At 63.2% G+C, this 18,314-nt stretch carries 11 protein-coding genes and 1 tRNA gene; 9 read left to right on the top strand and 3 right to left on the bottom strand.

Annotated features, from left to right (window positions below; translation table 11 throughout):
* Positions 1 to 233: 233 nt before the first annotated feature.
* The 5 genes from trpB to adhP all read left to right on the top strand — a co-directional run bounded on the left by trpB (position 234) and on the right by adhP (position 6,579).
* A complete protein-coding gene (gene trpB / locus ADJ95_RS00275; RefSeq protein WP_049331388.1) occupies positions 234 to 1,568 on the top strand; it encodes a tryptophan synthase subunit beta in 1,335 nt (444 codons plus the stop codon).
* Positions 1,568 to 2,422 carry a tryptophan synthase subunit alpha gene (gene trpA, locus ADJ95_RS00270; protein WP_049331386.1) on the top strand — a complete coding sequence of 285 codons (855 nt, stop codon included), beginning with the start codon at positions 1,568 to 1,570 and terminating at the stop codon, positions 2,420 to 2,422. Before trpB ends, trpA begins: the two co-directional genes overlap by 1 nt.
* Entirely contained in the window at positions 2,422 to 3,441 is a 1,020-nt protein-coding gene (lgt, locus tag ADJ95_RS00265; protein ID WP_049331384.1) for a prolipoprotein diacylglyceryl transferase, read from the top strand. The genes trpA and lgt overlap by 1 nt, the downstream gene beginning before the upstream one ends.
* A 317-nt stretch (positions 3,442 to 3,758) precedes the next feature.
* Positions 3,759 to 5,141, top strand: a complete 1,383-nt coding sequence (locus ADJ95_RS00260) for a hypothetical protein (RefSeq protein ID WP_049331382.1) — start codon at positions 3,759 to 3,761, stop codon at positions 5,139 to 5,141.
* 397 nt (positions 5,142 to 5,538) lie between these two features.
* Positions 5,539 to 6,579, top strand: coding sequence for an alcohol dehydrogenase AdhP (adhP, locus tag ADJ95_RS00255; RefSeq protein ID WP_080974898.1), 1,041 nt, complete (start codon positions 5,539 to 5,541; stop codon positions 6,577 to 6,579).
* A 907-nt stretch (positions 6,580 to 7,486) separates the two neighbouring features.
* Here adhP and ADJ95_RS09205 read toward each other — a convergent pair.
* Both ADJ95_RS09205 and ADJ95_RS00240 read right to left on the bottom strand, forming a co-directional pair.
* Positions 7,487 to 9,364 (bottom strand): GH25 family lysozyme, encoded by a 1,878-nt coding sequence (locus ADJ95_RS09205; protein WP_053088794.1) that lies wholly within the window; start codon positions 9,362 to 9,364, stop codon positions 7,487 to 7,489.
* 675 nt (positions 9,365 to 10,039) lie between these two features.
* The gene (locus ADJ95_RS00240; protein ID WP_049331378.1) at positions 10,040 to 10,612 is read right to left on the bottom strand and encodes a flavodoxin domain-containing protein; all 573 of its coding nucleotides are present in this window, start codon (positions 10,610 to 10,612) and stop codon (positions 10,040 to 10,042) included.
* 498 nt (positions 10,613 to 11,110) lie between these two features.
* Here ADJ95_RS00240 and pyk point away from each other — a divergent pair, with 498 nt between their 5' ends.
* Positions 11,111 to 12,574 carry a pyruvate kinase gene (pyk, locus tag ADJ95_RS00235; RefSeq protein WP_049331376.1) on the top strand — a complete coding sequence of 488 codons (1,464 nt, stop codon included), beginning with the start codon at positions 11,111 to 11,113 and terminating at the stop codon, positions 12,572 to 12,574.
* A 205-nt stretch (positions 12,575 to 12,779) separates the two neighbouring features.
* On the opposite strand, the gene ADJ95_RS00230 is transcribed toward pyk, so the two are convergent.
* A tRNA-Leu gene (locus tag ADJ95_RS00230) sits at positions 12,780 to 12,862 on the bottom strand.
* 336 nt (positions 12,863 to 13,198) lie between these two features.
* Here ADJ95_RS00230 and ffh point away from each other — a divergent pair.
* The 3 genes from ffh to ADJ95_RS00215 all read left to right on the top strand — a co-directional run bounded on the left by ffh (position 13,199) and on the right by ADJ95_RS00215 (position 18,117).
* Positions 13,199 to 14,776: a signal recognition particle protein gene (gene ffh / locus ADJ95_RS00225; RefSeq protein ID WP_049331374.1), complete on the top strand. Its 1,578-nt coding sequence runs from the start codon at positions 13,199 to 13,201 to the stop codon at positions 14,774 to 14,776.
* A gap of 102 nt (positions 14,777 to 14,878) precedes the next feature.
* The gene (locus ADJ95_RS00220; protein ID WP_080974896.1) at positions 14,879 to 17,620 is read left to right on the top strand and encodes a hypothetical protein; all 2,742 of its coding nucleotides are present in this window, start codon (positions 14,879 to 14,881) and stop codon (positions 17,618 to 17,620) included.
* Between the two features lie 11 nt (positions 17,621 to 17,631).
* The gene (locus ADJ95_RS00215) at positions 17,632 to 18,117 is read left to right on the top strand and encodes an NUDIX domain-containing protein (protein ID WP_049331372.1); all 486 of its coding nucleotides are present in this window, start codon (positions 17,632 to 17,634) and stop codon (positions 18,115 to 18,117) included.
* Positions 18,118 to 18,314: the final 197 nt, after the last annotated feature.

The following is an 18,314-nucleotide window of genomic DNA, read 5'->3' as shown; positions in this document are numbered from 1 at the left end:
CGGCGACATTCGGGCAGGCACGCCCGGGGTACTATTGAAAATTATGGGTGAACACCCGCCGGCACGCTTTCTTTAAGCATTTCGGATTTTTTTCGCGCATTTCTTAAAACGGCGCGGGAAAACCCGTACACGCCGGCCGGGCTCGCCCCGTTCAGGCCCGATGCGCCGCCCCCGCCCCCGCGGGCTCGCGAGATTCGCGCATCCGGCATCAACCATCCAGGGAAGGAATAGTGATGAGCGAAAACCTGGCAGATGCTTTCCTCAACGGTAAGTCGTTGAAGAACGCCCCCGGCCCCTACTTTGGTGAGTACGGCGGGCGGTGGATGCCCGAGTCGCTGATTGCCGCCATGGATGAGCTGGAAACCACCTTTAACGAGGCGAAGAACGATCCCGAGTTCCTGGCCGAGTTCAAGCGTCTTTCTGCTGAGTATTCGAACCGTCCGTCGCTGCTGACCGAGGTTCCGAAGTTCTCGGAGCACGCCGGTGCCCGCGTCTTCCTCAAGCGTGAGGACCTGAACCACACCGGTAGCCACAAGATCAACAACGTGCTGGGCCAGGCTCTGCTGGCCAAGCGCATGGGTAAGACCCGCCTGATTGCTGAGACCGGTGCCGGCCAGCACGGCGTGGCCACCGCGACCGCCGCAGCCCTGTTCGGCATGGAGTGCGTGGTGTACATGGGTGAGGAAGACACCGAGCGCCAGGCCCTGAACGTTGCCCGCATGCAGCTGCTGGGCGCGAAGGTGATTGCGGTGCAGAACGGCTCCCGCACCCTGAAGGATGCCATTAACGAGGCGCTGCGCGATTGGGTTGCGAACGTCGAGAACACCCACTACCTGCTGGGTACCGCCGCCGGCGCGCACCCGTTCCCGGCGATGGTGCGTTTCTTCCACGACGCCATCGGCACGGAGGCGCGCGAGCAGATTCAGCAGCTAACCGGTCGCCTGCCCGACGGCCTGGCCGCCTGCGTGGGCGGCGGTTCGAACGCGATTGGCCTGTTCCACGCGTTCCTGGACGACCCTTCGGTCGAGATTTACGGCTTTGAGGCCGGCGGCGACGGCGTGGAGACCGGCCGTCACGCGGCGACCATCACCCTGGGCCGCCCGGGCATGCTGCACGGCGCGATGACCTACCTGATGCAGGACGAGGACGGCCAGACCATCGAGTCCCACTCGATTTCGGCTGGCCTGGACTACCCGGGTGTGGGCCCGGAGCACTCGTACCTCTCCGATATTGGCCGCGTGACCTACGAGCCGGTGACCGACACCGAGGCTATGGATGCGCTGAGCCTGCTCTGCCGCACCGAGGGCATCATCCCGGCGATTGAGTCTTCGCACGCCCTGGCCGGCGCACTGCGCGTGTGCCAGCGCTGGGCCGCCGAGGACCCGGAGGCCGCCCGCGAGAAGACCATGATTGTGTGCCTGTCGGGCCGCGGCGATAAGGACATGGAGACCGCTCAGAAGTGGTTCGGCCTGGGTAAGGCCATCCCGTCCTCGACCCTGATGACCGGTAACAAGGAGGCCGCCGCCTCCGCTGAAAAGAACGCCCAGACCGAGAGCGAGGCTAAGTAATGAGCTACCAGGACTTCATTCCCCACGCCGCCCCCTACGAGGTGGTGGACGGTACCTTCCCTCCCGCTAACTCCGATTCGCCCCTGGCCGCTCGTCTCGCGCAGTGCGAGGCCGAGGGCCGTGCGGCCCTGATTGGCTACCTGCCGGTGGGTTTCCCCACCCTGGAGGAGTCCATTGACGCGGCGATTGCCCTGGGCAACAATGGCGCCGACATCATCGAGCTGGGCGTTCCCTACTCCGACCCTGTGATGGACGGTCCGGTGATTCAGAAGGCGACCGGCCAGGCCCTGGAGAACGGTTTCAAGCTTTCCCAGCTCTTTGAGGCGGTCCGCCGCATTACCGAGGCCACCGACGCGGTGGTCGTGGTCATGACCTACTGGAACCCGGTGCTGGCGTACGGCGTGAAGAATTTTGCGCGTGACCTGGCGGCCGCCGGTGGTGCGGGCATGATTACCCCCGACCTGGTGCCCGACGAGGCATCGGCCTGGTTTGAGGCGTCGAACGAGTACGGTCTGGATCGTATTTTCCTGGCCGCGCTGTCCTCCTCGCCGGAGCGTCTGGCAACCGTGGCGAAGGCCTCGAGCGGCTTCGTGTACGCGGTGTCGGTCATGGGCGTGACCGGTGCCCGCACCTCCGTGTCGGAGGCGGCCCGCACCCTGGTGGCGGATATCAAGGCCGCCGGCGCCAAGCGCGCGTGTGTGGGCCTGGGCGTTTCGACCCGCGCTCACGTGGAGGAGATTGGCGCCTACGCGGACGGTGTGATCGTCGGTACCGCGCTGGTGAAGGCCCTGGCCTCCGGCGGCGTGGATGCGGTAGCCCGCCTGACCCGCGAGCTGGCGGGGCGTGAGGCTTAATGTCGGCCCTGCTTTCGGCGGTGGCCCTGCCGGCGCTGTCGATTCCTTCCCCGAGCGTCTCGTACCTGCAGCTGGGCCCGTTTCGTGTGCATTTCTACGCTCTGTGCATTCTGACCGGTATGGCGGTGTGCCTGTGGCTGGGCGCCCGCCGCTGGAAGGCGGCGGGTGGTACCCCTGAACGCGTCTTTGACGTGGCGATGTGGGCCATCCCGGCCGGCATCGTGGGTGCCCGCGCCTACCACGTGCTGATTACCGACCCGGGCAGCTACTTCGGCCCGAATGTCGCTGATCCGTGGGCCTTTCTGAAGATTTGGGAGGGCGGCATCGGCATCATGGGTGCCGTGTCGGTGGGCGCGCTGGGCGCCTGGTACGGTTGCCGCCGCTACGGCATGAATTTCCCTGCTTTTGCGGATGCGGTGGCCCCCGGCATCCTGCTGGCCCAGGCCTTTGGCCGCTGGGGCAACTGGTTCAACCAGGAGCTGTTCGGCAAGCCGACGACCCTGCCGTGGGGTCTGGAGATTAGCACCTCGAGCGGTAATTTTCCCTCGCAGTATCCGGCCGGCACGCTGTTCCACCCGACGTTCCTGTACGAGTCGCTGTGGAACCTGCTGGGTGTGGCGTTGTTGCTGTGGCTGGGCCGTAAGGGCGTGCTGAAGCTGGGTCAGACCCTGTGGCTGTACGTGTTCTACTACGGTGTGGGTCGCCTCTTCATCGAGATGTTCCTGCGCATCGATACTTCGGAGATGCTCTGGGGTGTTCGTATTCACGTGTGGACGGCCCTGCTGCTGGTTCTGCTGGGTGCCGCGGGCTTTGTGGTGGCCGGTCGTCGCGCGGCGGCGAAGGCCGCCGCGGGTGTTGAGCCCGGCCCCGTGGAGGTTGCTCCGAAGCGTTCGGAGAAGAAGGCCGATGATGCCGAGGACTCTGCGAGCGCCGAAGACTCCGACGATTCCGAGGGGAAGTCGGAGGGCGCCGAAAAGACCGAAAAGGCCGGGAAGTCGGAGGACACCGCGTCCAGCTGATGCTCTCGGTAACCGATAATTCATGCTGAAAACCGCCGGATGGGGGAGCACCCCGTCCGGCGGTTTTCTGTCTTTCAGCTCCCGTGCCTGACCCCGTTTTGGGCCCCGTGCCGGCGTTCTGCTCTCGTGGAGTTCCCAACTCGGCTTCCACACCGCAGAGAGTTTTCGGCGACTTGTGAAAACAGGGGCCTGAGAAGGCATAATAGAGGAACCACGGTAATACGTGCTCGCGTGGGGGCATAGCCTCTGGGAATCGGCCCCTTCCGCGCGGCACGCACCGCGCTCAGAATTATTCACTCAACTACAGGACACATATCGTGAGCTCTTCTTCCGGCGATTCTTCACGCCCAATTTCTCCCTCCTCCCGTTCGGGCCTGACCCGTCGTCGTCTCGTGGCCGGTGCGGCCTGGGCTGCCCCCGCCGTCGCGGCTTCGACCCTGGTTCCCGCTTTTGCCGCCTCCCCCGAGGAAGGCGAATGTACCGGCCCCTACGAGGATTCCACCCTGATTACCGCCGGTGACGGCGTGAAGAAGGTTGCCGTTCTGACCGTGCCCGCGGGTGCCCGACGCATGCGTTTCACCGTGATTGGCGGCGCCGGCGGCACGAACTACGCCGTTGCGGACGCCGGTTCGGGCGCCCTGGTAGAGGGATCCATGCCGGTGCGCGGCGGCCAGGTGATTACCCTGACGGCCGGTTCGGGCGGCATCGGTAACGGTGAGCTGACCCCGGCCGAGGGCGGTGACGGCTACGGCGTGGGCGGCTCCTCGAAGGCTTCCTCCCCGGTCCCTGCGGATGTGGTCGCCGCGATTGAGAGCCTGACCGGCCGCACCGGTGGTGTGATGGGACATGGCGGCATGAACGCCGTGCTTTATTCCTCCTCGGGCGGCGGTTCTTCCGCGATTGAGGTGGACGGCGTGCCGATGATTGTCGCCGGCGGTGGCGGCGGCGCGGGAACTCTGGCCACGTACGCGACGGATCTGCCGAGCCCCGCGAAGCCGGGTGCGCTGCAGGCGACGGCTTACTACTCCCTGGATAGCTCCGGTCGCCGCCACCAGTTCAGCACCGGCGGAGGCGCCGGTTCCAGCGACGGCGACGGTTCCCCGGGTTTCGTGGGTTTCACCTCGTACACGGCGCAGTCGGTGCCGCTGCTGAAGGTGAACCCCGGTTCGGGCGCTATGAACGGCATGGGCGGTGGTGGCGGTGAGAAGCTGGATCCGCCGACTTCCGACGGTTCCGTGATTGGCTTCTCGAGCACCTCCACGCAGAAGCTGGTGAGTAGCGCGGCGGCGGGCGAGACCGGCCCGAGCGGCTTCCGTGCGAAGGGCGCGGACGGCGTGGTCAGCTATTCGTACCAGTGGGATCAGACCCCCGCGGGCACCGACGCGTCCCCCTCGAATGCGGGCGCGATGTTTAATGGCTACCAGTCGGTGGTATCCGGAGGCGGCGGTGCCGGGTACGGCGGCGGCGGTTCGGGTGCGGCGCTGAGCGTCTCGGCTCGCGTGGTCTCGCAGAAGTGGAATAACGATCCGGCTCGTTCCCGCTACGCGGTGGGTACGGTGCAGCTGGCCGGCGGCGGCGCCGGTGGTGGAACCTACATGGATACGACCGCGTACGTGAGTGACCTGGGCTGGGCCATGAACGCCCCGAGCGCCTCGGGTGAGCGCGGTGCCGGTTCGGTCGAGGTTGCTTTCTGCTTCTAAATGCCGCTAGGAACCGTATAGGTGCGGGTTGAACCCTACCTTTAGGGTACTGTGCGCACCAAACTTAATATTTAAATTTTTTCTGAGTGCCTCCCAGACCGCTGGTTTGGGAGGCATTCTCATCTTCTGTGTTGCTTTGTCATAGCGTCATTTCAACCTTTGGCGGTTTAGCGCATTAGTCGGAATGGACCTTATCGAAAACTTATCAACATTGGTTTGCAGATTCCTAAACATCCCCTTCGTCATATTTGGGAAGGGTCCTTCCGATTGGCAGCTCGTCATTTTACGGTGGAAATGTAAAGAATATGCGCGCTCACTCCGCTAGGTTGCAAAGCGCAGATCGCAGATTGCAGATTGCGGCTTGAGCGCGACCACAAATGACTAAGGAGTTTAGGTCATGTGCAAGGAAACCATGAAGGCTGTTGTTGTCCCTGAGAATGTTGACGGTTCGGTTGTTGTCCGTGAGGTTCCCGTTCCGGCCGTCGGTCACGGTCAGGCGCTCGTGAAGATTGAATACTCGGGCGTGTGCCACACTGACCTGCACGTGGCTGCCGGTGATTTCGGTGAGCTTCCGGGCCGTATTCTGGGCCACGAGGGCGTTGGTCGTGTCGTCAAGGTCGGCGAGGGTGTTGAGTCCCTGAAGGAAGGCGACCGCGTGTCGGTGGCTTGGTTCTTCGAGGGCTGCGGCCACTGCGAGTACTGCACCTCGGGTCGTGAGACTCTGTGCCGTTCGGTCAAGAACGCCGGCTACACCGTCGACGGCGCCATGAGCGAATACACCCTGGTGCCCGCTGATTACGCTGTGAAGGTTCCCGAGGGCCTTGACCCGGCGCAGGCCAGCTCCATTACCTGCGCTGGTGTGACCACCTACAAGGCAACCAAGGAGTCGCTGGTTCGCCCGGGTCAGTGGCTGGTTGCTTACGGCGCTGGCGGTCTGGGTAACCTTGCCGTTCAGTACGCTAAGAAGGTCTTCGGCGCCAAGGTTATCGCTGTCGACATCAACGACGACAAGCTGGCTCTGGCTCGTAAGGTCGGTGCTGATCACGTCATCAACGGCCGTGAGGTTGAGGACGTTCCGGCTCGTATTCGCGAGCTGACCGGCGGCGGCGCTCACGCTGCTGTGGTGACTGCTGTGTCGAAGGTTGCGTTCAACCAGGCTATCGAGTCGGTTCGTGCGGGCGGTTCCGTGGTGGCTGTTGGTCTGCCTTCGGAGATGATGGAGCTGTCCATTGTGAAGATCGTTCTGGACGGTATCCGCGTGGTGGGTTCCCTGGTGGGCACCCGTCAGGATTTGGCGGAGGCGTTCCAGTTCGGTGCTGACGGCCTCGTGGTTCCGGTGGTTCAGCTGCGTGAGGTTGACGAGGCACCGGCTGTCTTCGAGGAAATGACTGCTGGTAAGATTACCGGCCGTATGGTTCTGGACTTCGCTAGCCTCTAGGAGGTGCGAGCCCGGTGCGTGCGGCGTGAGCCGCGGCTGATCGGGCGATGAAGCGTCTAGGGCGCATCCCGTGTAGCGGGGGAGTAAGGGTACTTTCTCGCGGTGCATACGGCACGGGGTGCGCCCTAGTGTGCGTTGCGCTCCGGGCTTTCCGCAGCCTGTGGCAAGGGTTTCCGCAAGAGAGATTTCTGGATGGAAAAGCTCGGCGTTACCGCTGAGAGTGCGAAACACCTAAACGTAATATATCCATAAAATTATTTTGAAATAATCGAGGATTATCTCAAAAACTCCAGTAAATCACCCGAAAAATATGCACTATTAGACATCCAAAGAATTCAAAATATATTTTTATCAGGTAAACTTTCAATCAACGGTTGAGACGTAATATTTTCCGAAATGATGGGCGGAAAGCCCTCCTTCGACCTATCCTTGAATGAGGGACACGGCGTGTGAAGGAACCGCCCTCCTAGATATCGGTTCCTTCCCCGGAACGCCGCATCCCGGGTGAATTTCAGCATCTTCGTACCGTGCCGTCATTCGCCATGAGTCCTACTTCCGGTCAGGCTGCCCCTCTAGACACCTCCTGGGACTAGGCCTCACAGCGGTTAGTGTGGGCCCCACGGACGTAGTCAAGGGGGATTGCGTTCGCCACACTAATCCAGGGCCCGCCTCGCGAGATGACTCAACTACCTTCTCGGGTACGACATAAACTTACCTGCCGGCACGGGTAACATGACCGGGTTTCTCTACTCACTCGGTAACCCACCCCGCTCGCGGCAGTGTGTAACCCTTCTGCCCACACTCGGCAGAGGCTTAGCATCCTCGGAGCGGAAACGGCGAGGGGCACCTTCTGTGGCAGAAGGTGCCCCTCGTTCTCTATATCCGTGATGTTTGCTAGGGCGTAGGCCTAGTAGATGCCGCGCTGAGCGGTCCAGCGGATTGTGCCGCGCTCAAAATCCATGTAGTACACCCCGTTCGCGTAGGACTCGTTGCCGCGAGCCGCACCGTAACGAGCCGTGTTGCGAGCCCAGTGGTTGTAAATCGCGCCGTTACCGTTGGTCTCGTAGGCGCCGTACGCATCCGACCAGAGCAGCATCTTGCCGGAGGCGAAGCGCACCTGCGCGCCCGTGGAGTTAGCGGTCTCGTCGGTCGCCGGGGCGCCCCAGGCATTGCGGTGCTCCAGGAAACGGTAGTAGAACGCGCCGCCGGTACGCAGAAGGTGGGTGCCGGTCTTCGCGCTCCACACGAAGGTGCGACGGCCGGAGAACTCCTGCTTGGCGATGCCGCCGCCCAGGTTCTCCTCATCCGTGGTGGGGGCACCCTGGGCACCGGAATTGCGCCAGGCCCAATAGATGCCGCCGCGCTCGTTGAGCGTATGGGTTCCGGTGCTCTCGGTCCAGTAGGCGCCCTCCCCGTTGGCGAAAGAGACCGCCACGGTCTGGAAGCGTCCCCCCTCATCGGTGGTCAGGCCGCGGTAGCGGGCCACGTTAGAGCGGAACTTGTGATCGAGGCCGCCGTCGGTCACCACCCAGTGGGCCCCGTTCGCGTTCGTCCAGTAGATGGTCTTGCGGTTGCTGAACTTCTGGGCGTACACGCCGTAGCCCAGGCTATATTCGCCGCCGACCGGGTTGCCGTAGAAGCTTCGGTTACGGTTCCAGGCCACGCCAATGCCGGTGCGAATATCAATCGAACCGGTCGGGGTGACGACCACGTTCGGGTTCTGGGTCGGCTGGTTGTCCTTGGCCCAGTTGCGGTGTTCAGCCTTCGGGTTCTTCGCCAGAACCTTCAGGTCCTCGACGCTGCCGGGGAAGAAGTTAGAGTCACCCACGAACGGGCCCGAGTCGGTGAACTGCCAGATGTCGTAACCGTTCCAGCCGGCGGGAATACGACCCACGACCGTGGAGTAGCTGGCCAGGTGCAGCGGCAGGGAGCCGAACTCCTGCGAGCCCACGCACTGGGACCACCAAGAGGTTGCGGTGTACACCATGGGCGCGCGACCGGTCAGCGCGCGGTAGGTGTCCACGAAGTCGCGGATCCAGGCGGTCAGCTGCGCCGCGGTCATGTTGTAGCAGGTGTTGCCGTAGGTGGGGTAGGGGTTGAACTCGATGTCCAGCAGGCCCGGGAGAGTCTTGCCGTCGGCAGTCCACGCGCCGCCATTCTGCACGAAGTAGCGGGCCTGATCGGCACCGGAGGAAGTGCGGGGGTTGGCGAAGTGGTAGGCGCCGTGCACCATGCCGACGGAGGCCGAGCCGCTGTACTGCTGACCGAAGTAGGGGTTGGTGTAGTACGCGCCCTCGGTGGCCTTCACGTAGGCGAATCGGGAACCGGCCGCCCAGGCGCTTGCCCAGTCCACGTTCTGCTGGTGCGAGGAGACGTCCATGCCGAGGGTGCCGCCGCTCGGGGTCCAGGCGGAGCGGCCCAGGGCCAGCGCCTGTGCTGAAGAGCTACCCGCGGCGAGCCCACTCAGGGTTGCCGTGGGGGCGGAGGTTGCGCCGGTGCGGGCATTAGCGGTGCCCATGCGTTCGCGCTCGCCGGCACCCATGGCGGGGTTGTCGCGTTCAACCTGTGCGGGGTCCGGGGCGGGTGCGTAGGTGAGGTTCTCGTACGAGGTGTTCGCATCGACGGGCTGTGCGCTGGCGGTAGCCGCGGGGCTTGTGGAAGCCTCGGGGGCCGCGAAGGCCTCCGGAACTGCGGTCAGAGAGGACGCCAGGAGGGAGAGGGCACCGGCCGATGCCATGAGGGAGCGGGCTGCCGCGGAGCGCCCGGCAGTCTGGAATATCTTCATATTTATGCCTGTGTTTGAGTTGACTGTGAATGGTGTGGTTCCGACGCACGGTAGAACAGCATGACACGGAACGAACGAATCGTTCTGTAGTGTGCGTTCGGGTACGGTCGCCGGTGATGTGAGTGAAATGGCGGCCGCGTTCGGGCGCGACAATCCGTTGAAGGCACAGTGGTCCCTCGTGGATTCGTGGTTGGATTTTTGCCACCGGAAGAAGATGCGCCACCGCGGGGTGGCTGGCCGGTGATGGGGTGGCAGGCGCCGACGGGCACAGCTAAAAGGGTACGGTACGCGCGCCGCGAAACGCAATGTTTCCGAGGGGTTTTGGACGGTTATTTTTTCGTCCGTGCGCATTTTTCGGCGTCGTGCGGAGGAGGGGGTGCATCGGGCCTGTGACTGGGTCATGAAAGAAGGGGTGGGCCGCACACACAAAGACCCACCCCTCGGTTTCCGGGTACTGTTTTTTGGCGCGGCCTCGCACCGGTACCCGGAGTTTCATGGTCGATGCAGGAGAGATGAAGTCATCGACCACTCTATGGTGCCAATCGGCACGTTTTGAATCGCGTATCCCTCACCCGAACGCATCCGTCTCAATCGTTGAACGGGATACCCGGTGCGTTCGAGCGGGGTACACACGAAAGCTAAGCGATTCCTCAGAACGGCTACGTTAGCGCAATCCTAGAGGAACTTGGCAATGTCCTCGACCAGAGGCTTGAGGCTCTCGCGGTCGATATACTCTGCCTTACCGGTCTTATAGCATTCGAGCATCTGCTTGATGCCCTCGTTGGGGTTCGGGTTCGCCATGAGCCATGCGCGGACCGGGCCCTTCAGGGCGGTCTTGTGAGCCAGCGAAATCTTATCGAAGTCGATGCCGCCACGCAGGTGGTAAACGGGACGACCCTCGGTCAGCTCGGGGGTGTAGCTCTTGGCTACGGCCTTGTCCAGCAGCTTCTTCGAGTACTCGCCGGTGAAGGACACGGTGAAGAACGCGGTGCGGTTCTTCTTCGGGGCGATAACCGGCAGAATCTTCTTGCGTAGGGCCGGGGCACCGTTGAGGAATCCACCGTAGTCGCTACCGGCAATCACGAAGGCATCGAATGCCTCTGCCTGCTCGGGGGTGACCTTGGAGGCGGGGACAGTCTCAACTTCGGGGGCCTGCGGGAGTGCACGCAGATCTTCTGCCAGCCAGGTGGCGTACTGCTCGGTGTAGCCGTAGGTGGAGCCGAAGATAATCAGCACGCGAGTAGTCATCTGTGAACCTTCCAGATATATTTCGCATTTCAAATACTAATTATTGCTTCCAATATATGCTAGGCGCGCGAAAATGTGAAATCGCCTAGCCTTGGAAGCCTCATATATTTTCTCATAGGTCCTCACAAGAAGGGACCCTGAGCTCACAAACACGCCCGAAGGTTAATGGGCGTGACCAATTGTTACATTGCTTATCTTCTCTTGGTGGGGAGTGCCTCAAATGCCGTATACCGCGACTTTGCGCGGAAGGGATGCCGGGGGTGTGCGGGAGAAGATTTTGGGGTGCGAGGTGAAACACTAATTCCCCGGCAGAAAGACCGAAATAGGCATACCCAAGAGGCTGTAAAACCCCTATAATTGAGAAAGAATCCTACGCCTTCGGCATGTTCCATTTTGTTGGAAAGCGTGGGAATGAGTGGGAAATCAGTAGTGACCTTCCCCGAAAAACCGGCGTTTCCCCTCATGGGGTGCGCGAAACAACACACAAAGGTTAGGTACATGAGGCGCGCAAAAATCGTTGCAACCATCGGTCCGGCAATCGAGTCCCCCGAGAAGATCTCCGAGGCAATCAAGGCTGGCCTGAACGTCGCCCGTCTGAACATGAGCCACGGTGATCACGCCGAGCACCAGGCACGCTACGACACCATCCGTGACCAGTCTGCAAAGCTCGGTAAGGACGTTGCTATCCTCGCCGACCTGCAGGGCCCCAAGATTCGCCTCGAGCGTTTCGCAAACGGCAAGGAATACCTTGAGCCCGGCGCAGACTTCACCATTACCTCCGAAGACGTTGAGGGTACCGCAGAAATTTGCGGCACCACCTACAAGGGTCTGCCTGGCGACGTAAAGCTCGGCGACAAGCTCCTGCTCGACGACGGCAAGATTCGCCTCGAGGCTATCGAGGTGACCCCCACCCGCGTGCGCACCCGCGTCATCGTGGGCGGCCCCATCTCCAACAACAAGGGCATCAACCTGCCCGGCGCTGCGGTCTCTCTGCCCGCACTGACCGAGAAGGACGCCAACGACCTGCGCTTCGCCCTGAAGATGGGTGCGGACATCATTGCACTCTCCTTCGTTCGTACCGGTGCAGACGTTGAGCCCGTCCACAAGATCATGGAGGAAGAGGGTATCCGCGTACCCGTCATCGCCAAGATCGAGAAGCCCCAGGCAGTGGACAACCTGCAGGACATCATCGACAAGTTCGACGGCATCATGGTTGCTCGTGGTGACCTCGGTGTTGAGCTGCCCTTCTCCGAGGTCCCCCTCGTTCAGAAGAAGGCTATCGACATGGCACGCCGCTGGGCAAAGCCCGTTATCGTGGCAACCCAGGTGCTCGAGTCCATGACCGACAACCCCGTCCCCACCCGTGCAGAGGTGTCTGACTGCGCTAACGCAATCCTCGACGGCGCAGACGCCGTGATGCTCTCCGGTGAGACCTCGGTCGGTAAGTACCCGATCCTGACCCTGCAGGCCATGGCCGAGATCGTCAAGGACACCGAAAAGGGCGGCCTGTACCGCGTGCCCGAACTGGACCGCAAGCCCCGCACCCGCGGCGGCGCAATCACCCGTGCTGCAGTGAACATCGCCGACCAGCTGGATGCGAAGCTCATCGTAACCTTCACCCAGTCCGGTGACTCCGCACGCCGTCTGGCACGTCTGCGTCCCGAGACCCCCGTGGTTGCATTCACCACCAGCTCGAAGGTTCGTTCCTTCCTGTCCATGCTGTGGGGTGTTGAAGCTGAGCAGGTTGAGATGATTACTGATCAGGAAGCTATCTTTACCTTCGTGGACGAGTACCTGCTCAAGAACGGCCTGGCAGAAGCCGGCGACCTGGTCGTCGTGGCTGCCGGTGCTCCCGCGGGTCGCGCCGGTACCACCAACATGGTTCAGGTACACCGCGTTTCCGGTGCAGACGGTGAGCGCGAAACTCTGCGTCCTTACGAGGAGAACGAGGTCAAGCGCTAAGCCGCTGACCATTCTTTCCAATGCGTAGCTGAGGGTAATCCTCAGCCTGTACACTCGGTGCATAGAGACCGCCGCCCGGTCGTGAACTGTCACGGCCGGGCGGCGGTTTTGTTATGGGGATGAGGTAGCTTGCGCGGCAACGCTGGGATGCGCGGGTATAGAAAAAGCGGCGGGAAAGCTTCAAACTTTCCCGCCGCTTTTGCGTTGGTGCCCGAGGTGGGACTCGAACCCACACTCCGAAGAACCTGATTTTGAGTCAGGCGCGTCTGCCAATTCCGCCACTCGGGCGCATCGCACGCGGAGCGCGACACTTCTAAGATTCTAACCCAGGCGGTCTAGAAAATCTAATCATTAGCGGGACGCGGGGGAGCGGAAAAGAGCAGCCCCGACCTCATTGCGGGCAGTCCCGAGCACCGGGTGAACGTCTGGCAACCCGCACGCCGAAGACGGCCTCGGATGCGCTCGCCGGCGGCCCTTTGCTGAGCTCGCGGTGAACCCCGCGCGTTATCCACAGGCATAAGCGGGGGAGAAAGCGCGCATCCTGTATCCTTAAGGACTGACTAACCATCCCCGCACGCCCCCGCGGTGGGGGCCACCTCAACGTTAAGAAAGTGATCACGGATCGTGTTCAATTCTCTCTCCGACCGCTTGACGGCAACCTTTAAGAACCTGCGCGGCAAGGGCCGCCTCTCCGAGGCAGACATTGATGCAACCGTCCGCGAAATCCGTCGCGCCCTGCTCGACGCCGACGTCGCGGTGCCCGTGGTCCGCGAGTTCGTCGCCCACGTGAAGGAGCGCGCCCTCGGTGCGGAGGTTTCCGAGGCGCTCAACCCCTCCCAGCAGATCGTCAAGATCGTGAACGACGAGCTGGTGAGCATCCTGGGCGGCTCTACCCGCCGCATCAATATGGCCAAGAGCGGCCCGACCATCATCATGCTCGCGGGTCTGCAGGGTGCCGGTAAGACCACCCTGGCTGGCAAGCTGGCCTATTGGCTCAAGGGCCAGGGTCACACCCCCATGCTGATTGCCTCCGACCTGCAACGCCCCAACGCGGTGACCCAGCTGAAGGTCGTCGGCGAGCGCGCGGGCGTGCCCGTCTACGCACCGCACCCCGGTGTGACCAGCGAGTTTGACGTGCCCACCGGCGACCCCGTGCAGGTGGCGCGTGACGGTGTGGCCGAGGCTCGTGCCAAGCTGCACGACGTGGTGATTGTCGATACCGCGGGTCGTCTGGGTGTTGACGCCGAGCTCATGCAGCAGGCACGCAATATCCGCGACGCCATTGAGCCGAACGAAGTTCTGTTCGTCATCGACGCGATGATCGGTCAGGACGCCGTGAACACCGCCAACGCCTTCAACGAGGGCGTGGACTTCACCGGTGTTGTCCTGTCCAAGCTGGATGGCGACGCCCGCGGTGGTGCGGCCCTGTCGGTGGCTTCGGTGACCGGCAAGCCGATTATGTTCGCCTCCACCGGTGAGAACGTGACCGACTTTGAGCAGTTCCACCCGGACCGTATGGCAAGCCGCATCCTGGATATGGGTGACATCCTGACCCTGATCGAGCAGGCCGAGGCTCAGTGGGATAAGGCCGAAGCCGACCGTATGGCGAAGAAGTTCATCGACCAGGAAGACTTCACCTTCGAGGACTTCCTGGCTCAGATGCAGCAGATTCGTAAGCTTGGCTCCATGAAGAAGCTACTCATGATGATGCCCGGCGCGGCTCAGATGCGTCAGCAGCTCGAGGCCTTTGACGAGCGCGAGATTGACCGCGTGGAGGCGATTGTTCGCTCCATGACCCCGCACGAGCGCGTGGCTCCGCGCATCATTAACGGTTCCCGCCGTGCCCGTATCGCTAAGGGTGCGGGCGTGACCGTGTCCGAGGTGAACCAGCTGATGGAGCGCTTCGCCCAGGCTCAGAAGATGATGAAGAAGCTCGCTTCGGGCAAGATGCCCGGCATGCCCGGCGGTATGCAGATGCCCGGTATGGCGGCTGCAGCGGGTGGTGCTCGCAAGAACGCGAAGAACAACAAGAAGAAGAAGGCCCGCTCCGGCAACCCGCAGAAGCGTGCGGCCCAGGAGGCGGCAGCAGCTAAGGCGCAGCAGGCACGCGCCGGCGCTGCCTTCGGTCAGCAGGCTCAGAACCAGGAAATGGATCTGTCCAGCATGAACCTGCCGAAGGGCTTTGAGAAGTTCCTGCAGTAGTAGCAGACGCAACCCCGCAAGGGGCGGTACGGGTGCGCATCGACTTTACGGTGCGCACCCGTACCGGTATGGCGCCCGATGAGGGGGCCGAAGGGAGGGACAATGACTCAGAACGAGCAGAACGGGAAGCGCGAGAACCCGCGTACCGGCGAGACTCAGCACGATGAGACCCAGTACGGCGAGATTCAGCCTGACAAAGCCCAGCACGGCGAGGTGCGAGGACTGTCTGGCGGAGGCTCCCTGCCCGAAAGCGTCCCGGCTCGTGATACCGCGGGGGAGGTCGCCTCGGACGAGACGGAGCCGGAACTCGGAGCGGTGCTCGAGCCCTTGTTTGACGACCACGACGAACAGCTGCCCGGGCTCCCCGGATACATTCCTCTCTGGGTGCGTCTTGCCCTGGACTACGGTGAGAACTCCGCCGACGTCACCGGCGATCTCGTTTACTCCAGCGAGAGCGACGAACCGGCCGTCGACGACGTGACCGCTACCCTGCTGCGGCTTATCCGCGAGGCTCGCAGCATGCGGGACTCCGCGGCGGACTCCTGGCAGGACCGCAGCCGGGTGGACCGCATCGCCGCCGACCTGGAGAGCGAGGAGTGGACCGTCGACAAGCTCTCGGGCCTGTGGGATAGCGCCCCCGCGCCCTCCGACCCGGACGATTCCGTGAGCCCTGAACGCCCGGGCGAGGGCGGCGAAACCGAGCCGCAGGGCGAGGAGCCTAGCGACCGGAACCTTGAGCTGGAGGAAAAGATTCAGCGCCGCCGCATCATGGCGCGCTCCACCACCGACGAGGAACTGATTGCCGCCCTCATCGAGGCCACGGCCGGCGACTCCGAGCTCATCGCCTACGAGCTGGGTGAGACGCAGGTGCAGCTCCACGTGCTCTGCGCGGTGGACCCCGAGGGGTACCTGAACGTTCTGGAGGTGGCAGACGGCACGCTGAGCCTGGGCGCCCCCATCGAGGATTACGTGGCCCAGCTGGTTGAGAAGCTCCCTGTCACCGGTGCCGCCATGGAGGGCGAGGCGACCGAATGGGAGGCGCTGCCCGGCACCGTGCAGGAGCTGGAGTTCTACGTGGACGGCGACGCCGCCATGCTCGTCGACCTGCCCATCGACATGATTACGGGCCTTCTCCTGGCCTACCTTCCGGCCGGTACCCGGCAGGTGGTGGCCGCCCCGGCGGGGGAGTGGACCCTCATCTCGGCCGACCCGGTGGACCTTATGGCCCTGCTGGGGCTGCTGAGCTGCAACGCCCTGATCGTTGAGGGTAACGTGAACCAGCAGCACCTGGTGGTCTGCGAAGAACCCGCCCTCGAGCCCTACTCCGATGACGAGTGGTACCTGGAGGCTTTCGGCGAGCCTCGCGAGAGCATCGTGGAGGAGTTCCGCTGGCAGCGCGTGCCCAAGCGCCTGAACCGCGCCTTCAGCGTGGAGGAGCTGGCCCGTTACGACGGCCTGCTGGAGGATTTGCTCGCGGGTCTTCCCGGAACGGCTCCGGAGCTTGCCGGCTCGAAAATTTTTGGTTCCGATGAGGAAGAGCTTGCGCAGAGCATCGCCAATGTGATGGCGTTGTTCGGTGTTGAGGCTGAGTCTACGACCGGCCGCCGCCTGAACGCGTACCTTCGCGATACGAGCAACACCCTGGCTCTGGAATCGGTCCTGCAGCTTCTGGACGTGCCCACCGAGCTGGCGCTGGTGCCGACCGCCGGCTTTGACGTGGCCTCGATTAGCACGGCCCGTATCTTCGGCTCCGAGGATGAGGAGCTCGCACAGCCCGCCGGTTCTGCTGAATCAGCTGATGCGGCTGAAGCTACTGATGAGGCGCAGGCATCTGAAGCTGTGGACGTTACCTTCCCGCTGGAAGACTCCGTTGCCGAGGCTACCTTCTCCGAGAACACTATCTCTGGGAGCCCTGTCTCTAAGGACACTGCCGCGGAGGATGATTCCTTCGAGGACGACGAGGAGATTGAACCCTACCCGGATGGCTACACCTCGCCTCTGGAGCGTAGCTATCAGCTGGTGGCGACCGGTCGCCGAGTGACCCTCGCCGAGTGGATGGACGCCATCAATAACGGGCACATTCCCTACGAGTACACCCATATGGGTTCGCCGGAGGGATCGGTCCCGGACTCTTTCGTGGAGGCTGAAGAAGGACGCTTGTCCCTCGACAGCGCCCTGCGCGAGGCCGACCCCGTGTCGCACGAGGAGCCGCACGAAGCATCGGTAATCCAGCGGGCTTCCGAGGGTTCCGCCGCGCTCGCGAATGATGCCGCGGCGAGCGATGAGCCTGCGCCGAGCACACCCCAAGACCCGGCGCCCCAGCCCCCTGCGCCGCAGGGCCCTTTCGTACAGGGCTCTGCTCCGCGTTCGCGCCGCAAGCGTCTGACCCCGGAGCAGATTCGCGCGAAGACCCGCCGCGTGGGGCTTGCCCTGGGTGCGGACGTTACCGCTCAGAGCGCTATCGCTATGACCCTGGCGGCCGTGGCGCGCCGCCGCCGCGCTCAGGGTAGGGCGAGCCGCAAGTTCTCGGTAGCTGCGGCACTCTTTGCCCTGAACGCCACGGTTGAATCCGCGCTGATTCCGGCCGTCGTGCGTTCCTTCGAACGTACCCAGCTGGAGAAGCACGGCCACGAGGGTCGCCCCGCCGCGACCCCCGCGGAGGTCGTGCATCCTGGTGAGAGCGGGCGGGAACATCACCCCGCCAAGCGCACCCTGATTGACGAGCTGCGCGAGGGCAACTACCGTACCGCGGAAGAACCCGGGGAAGAATCGAGCCCGAACCCGAGCCTGCGCGAGCGAGTCCGGAACATGGTGCGTCGCGTGCGCGCGCCGAAAGAACGTTAAGGAGAACTACGATGAGGGATACCTACCTGAGCGATGAAGAGCTGAAGGCTTTTATCGCGACCCTGCCCACGCGCCGCCTGGCGGCTGGTGCTCTAATCCGCAACGAGCGTGGCGAGATGCTGCTGGTCAAGCCGAACTATAAGGACGGCTGGATTCTGCCCGGCGGCACTGTGGAGGCTGGCGAGGCCCCCAAGCCCGGATGCGAGCGCGAAATCGTGGAGGAGCTGGGCCTGGACCTGAAGCTGGGCCGCGTGCTGCTGATTTTCCACGGCCTGGCCCTGGGCGTGTGGGGTGACTCCACCTACTACATGTATGACGGCGGCGTGATTGCGGCGGATACGAAGATTACCCTGCAGGACGCCGAGCTGGTGACCTACGAGTGGGTGGCCCCCGAGAACCTGGAGGGCTACGTGCGCCCCTCGATGGTGCACCGCCTGCGCGAGTGCTACCGGGCCTTGGATACGGGGGAGACCCTGGAGATGAGCAACCTCGACTAGCGGGGCTTGCGGGCCCCTCCGTCAGCCTTTTGCGGGCAATGGAGGGGCCCGCGGCGATTAACCGCAATTAAATGTGCACGGCCGCTAGCTTAAAATCTCGGGCTCTGATACCCTAACTGAGTACCCGGCGACGCGCGACCCCTCTCTTCGCGCGCCGTTGTGTCCATAGAGGCGCCGTGAATGGCCCGCCCCACGGG

The organism is Rothia mucilaginosa, from assembly GCF_001061665.1.
Classification (GTDB): domain Bacteria; phylum Actinomycetota; class Actinomycetes; order Actinomycetales; family Micrococcaceae; genus Rothia; species Rothia mucilaginosa_A.
The sequence above is the reverse complement of the archived record's forward strand: the minus strand, read 5'-3'. Positions and strand labels throughout refer to the sequence as shown.

Excerpts from the sequence above, each read along its gene's own strand:
- ADJ95_RS09205 (WP_053088794.1), bottom strand. The coding sequence starts at position 9,364 with ATGAAGATATTCCAGACTGCCGGGCGCTCCGCGGCAGCCCGCTCCCTC.
- ADJ95_RS00215 (WP_049331372.1), top strand. The coding sequence starts at position 17,632 with ATGAGGGATACCTACCTGAGCGATGAAGAGCTGAAGGCTTTTATCGCG.
- pyk (WP_049331376.1), top strand. The coding sequence starts at position 11,111 with ATGAGGCGCGCAAAAATCGTTGCAACCATCGGTCCGGCAATCGAGTCC.
- ADJ95_RS00240 (WP_049331378.1), bottom strand. The coding sequence starts at position 10,612 with ATGACTACTCGCGTGCTGATTATCTTCGGCTCCACCTACGGCTACACC.
- adhP (WP_080974898.1), top strand. The coding sequence starts at position 5,539 with ATGTGCAAGGAAACCATGAAGGCTGTTGTTGTCCCTGAGAATGTTGAC.
- trpA (WP_049331386.1), top strand. The coding sequence starts at position 1,568 with ATGAGCTACCAGGACTTCATTCCCCACGCCGCCCCCTACGAGGTGGTG.
- lgt (WP_049331384.1), top strand. The coding sequence starts at position 2,422 with ATGTCGGCCCTGCTTTCGGCGGTGGCCCTGCCGGCGCTGTCGATTCCT.
- ADJ95_RS00220 (WP_080974896.1), top strand. The coding sequence starts at position 14,879 with ATGACTCAGAACGAGCAGAACGGGAAGCGCGAGAACCCGCGTACCGGC.
- trpB (WP_049331388.1), top strand. The coding sequence starts at position 234 with ATGAGCGAAAACCTGGCAGATGCTTTCCTCAACGGTAAGTCGTTGAAG.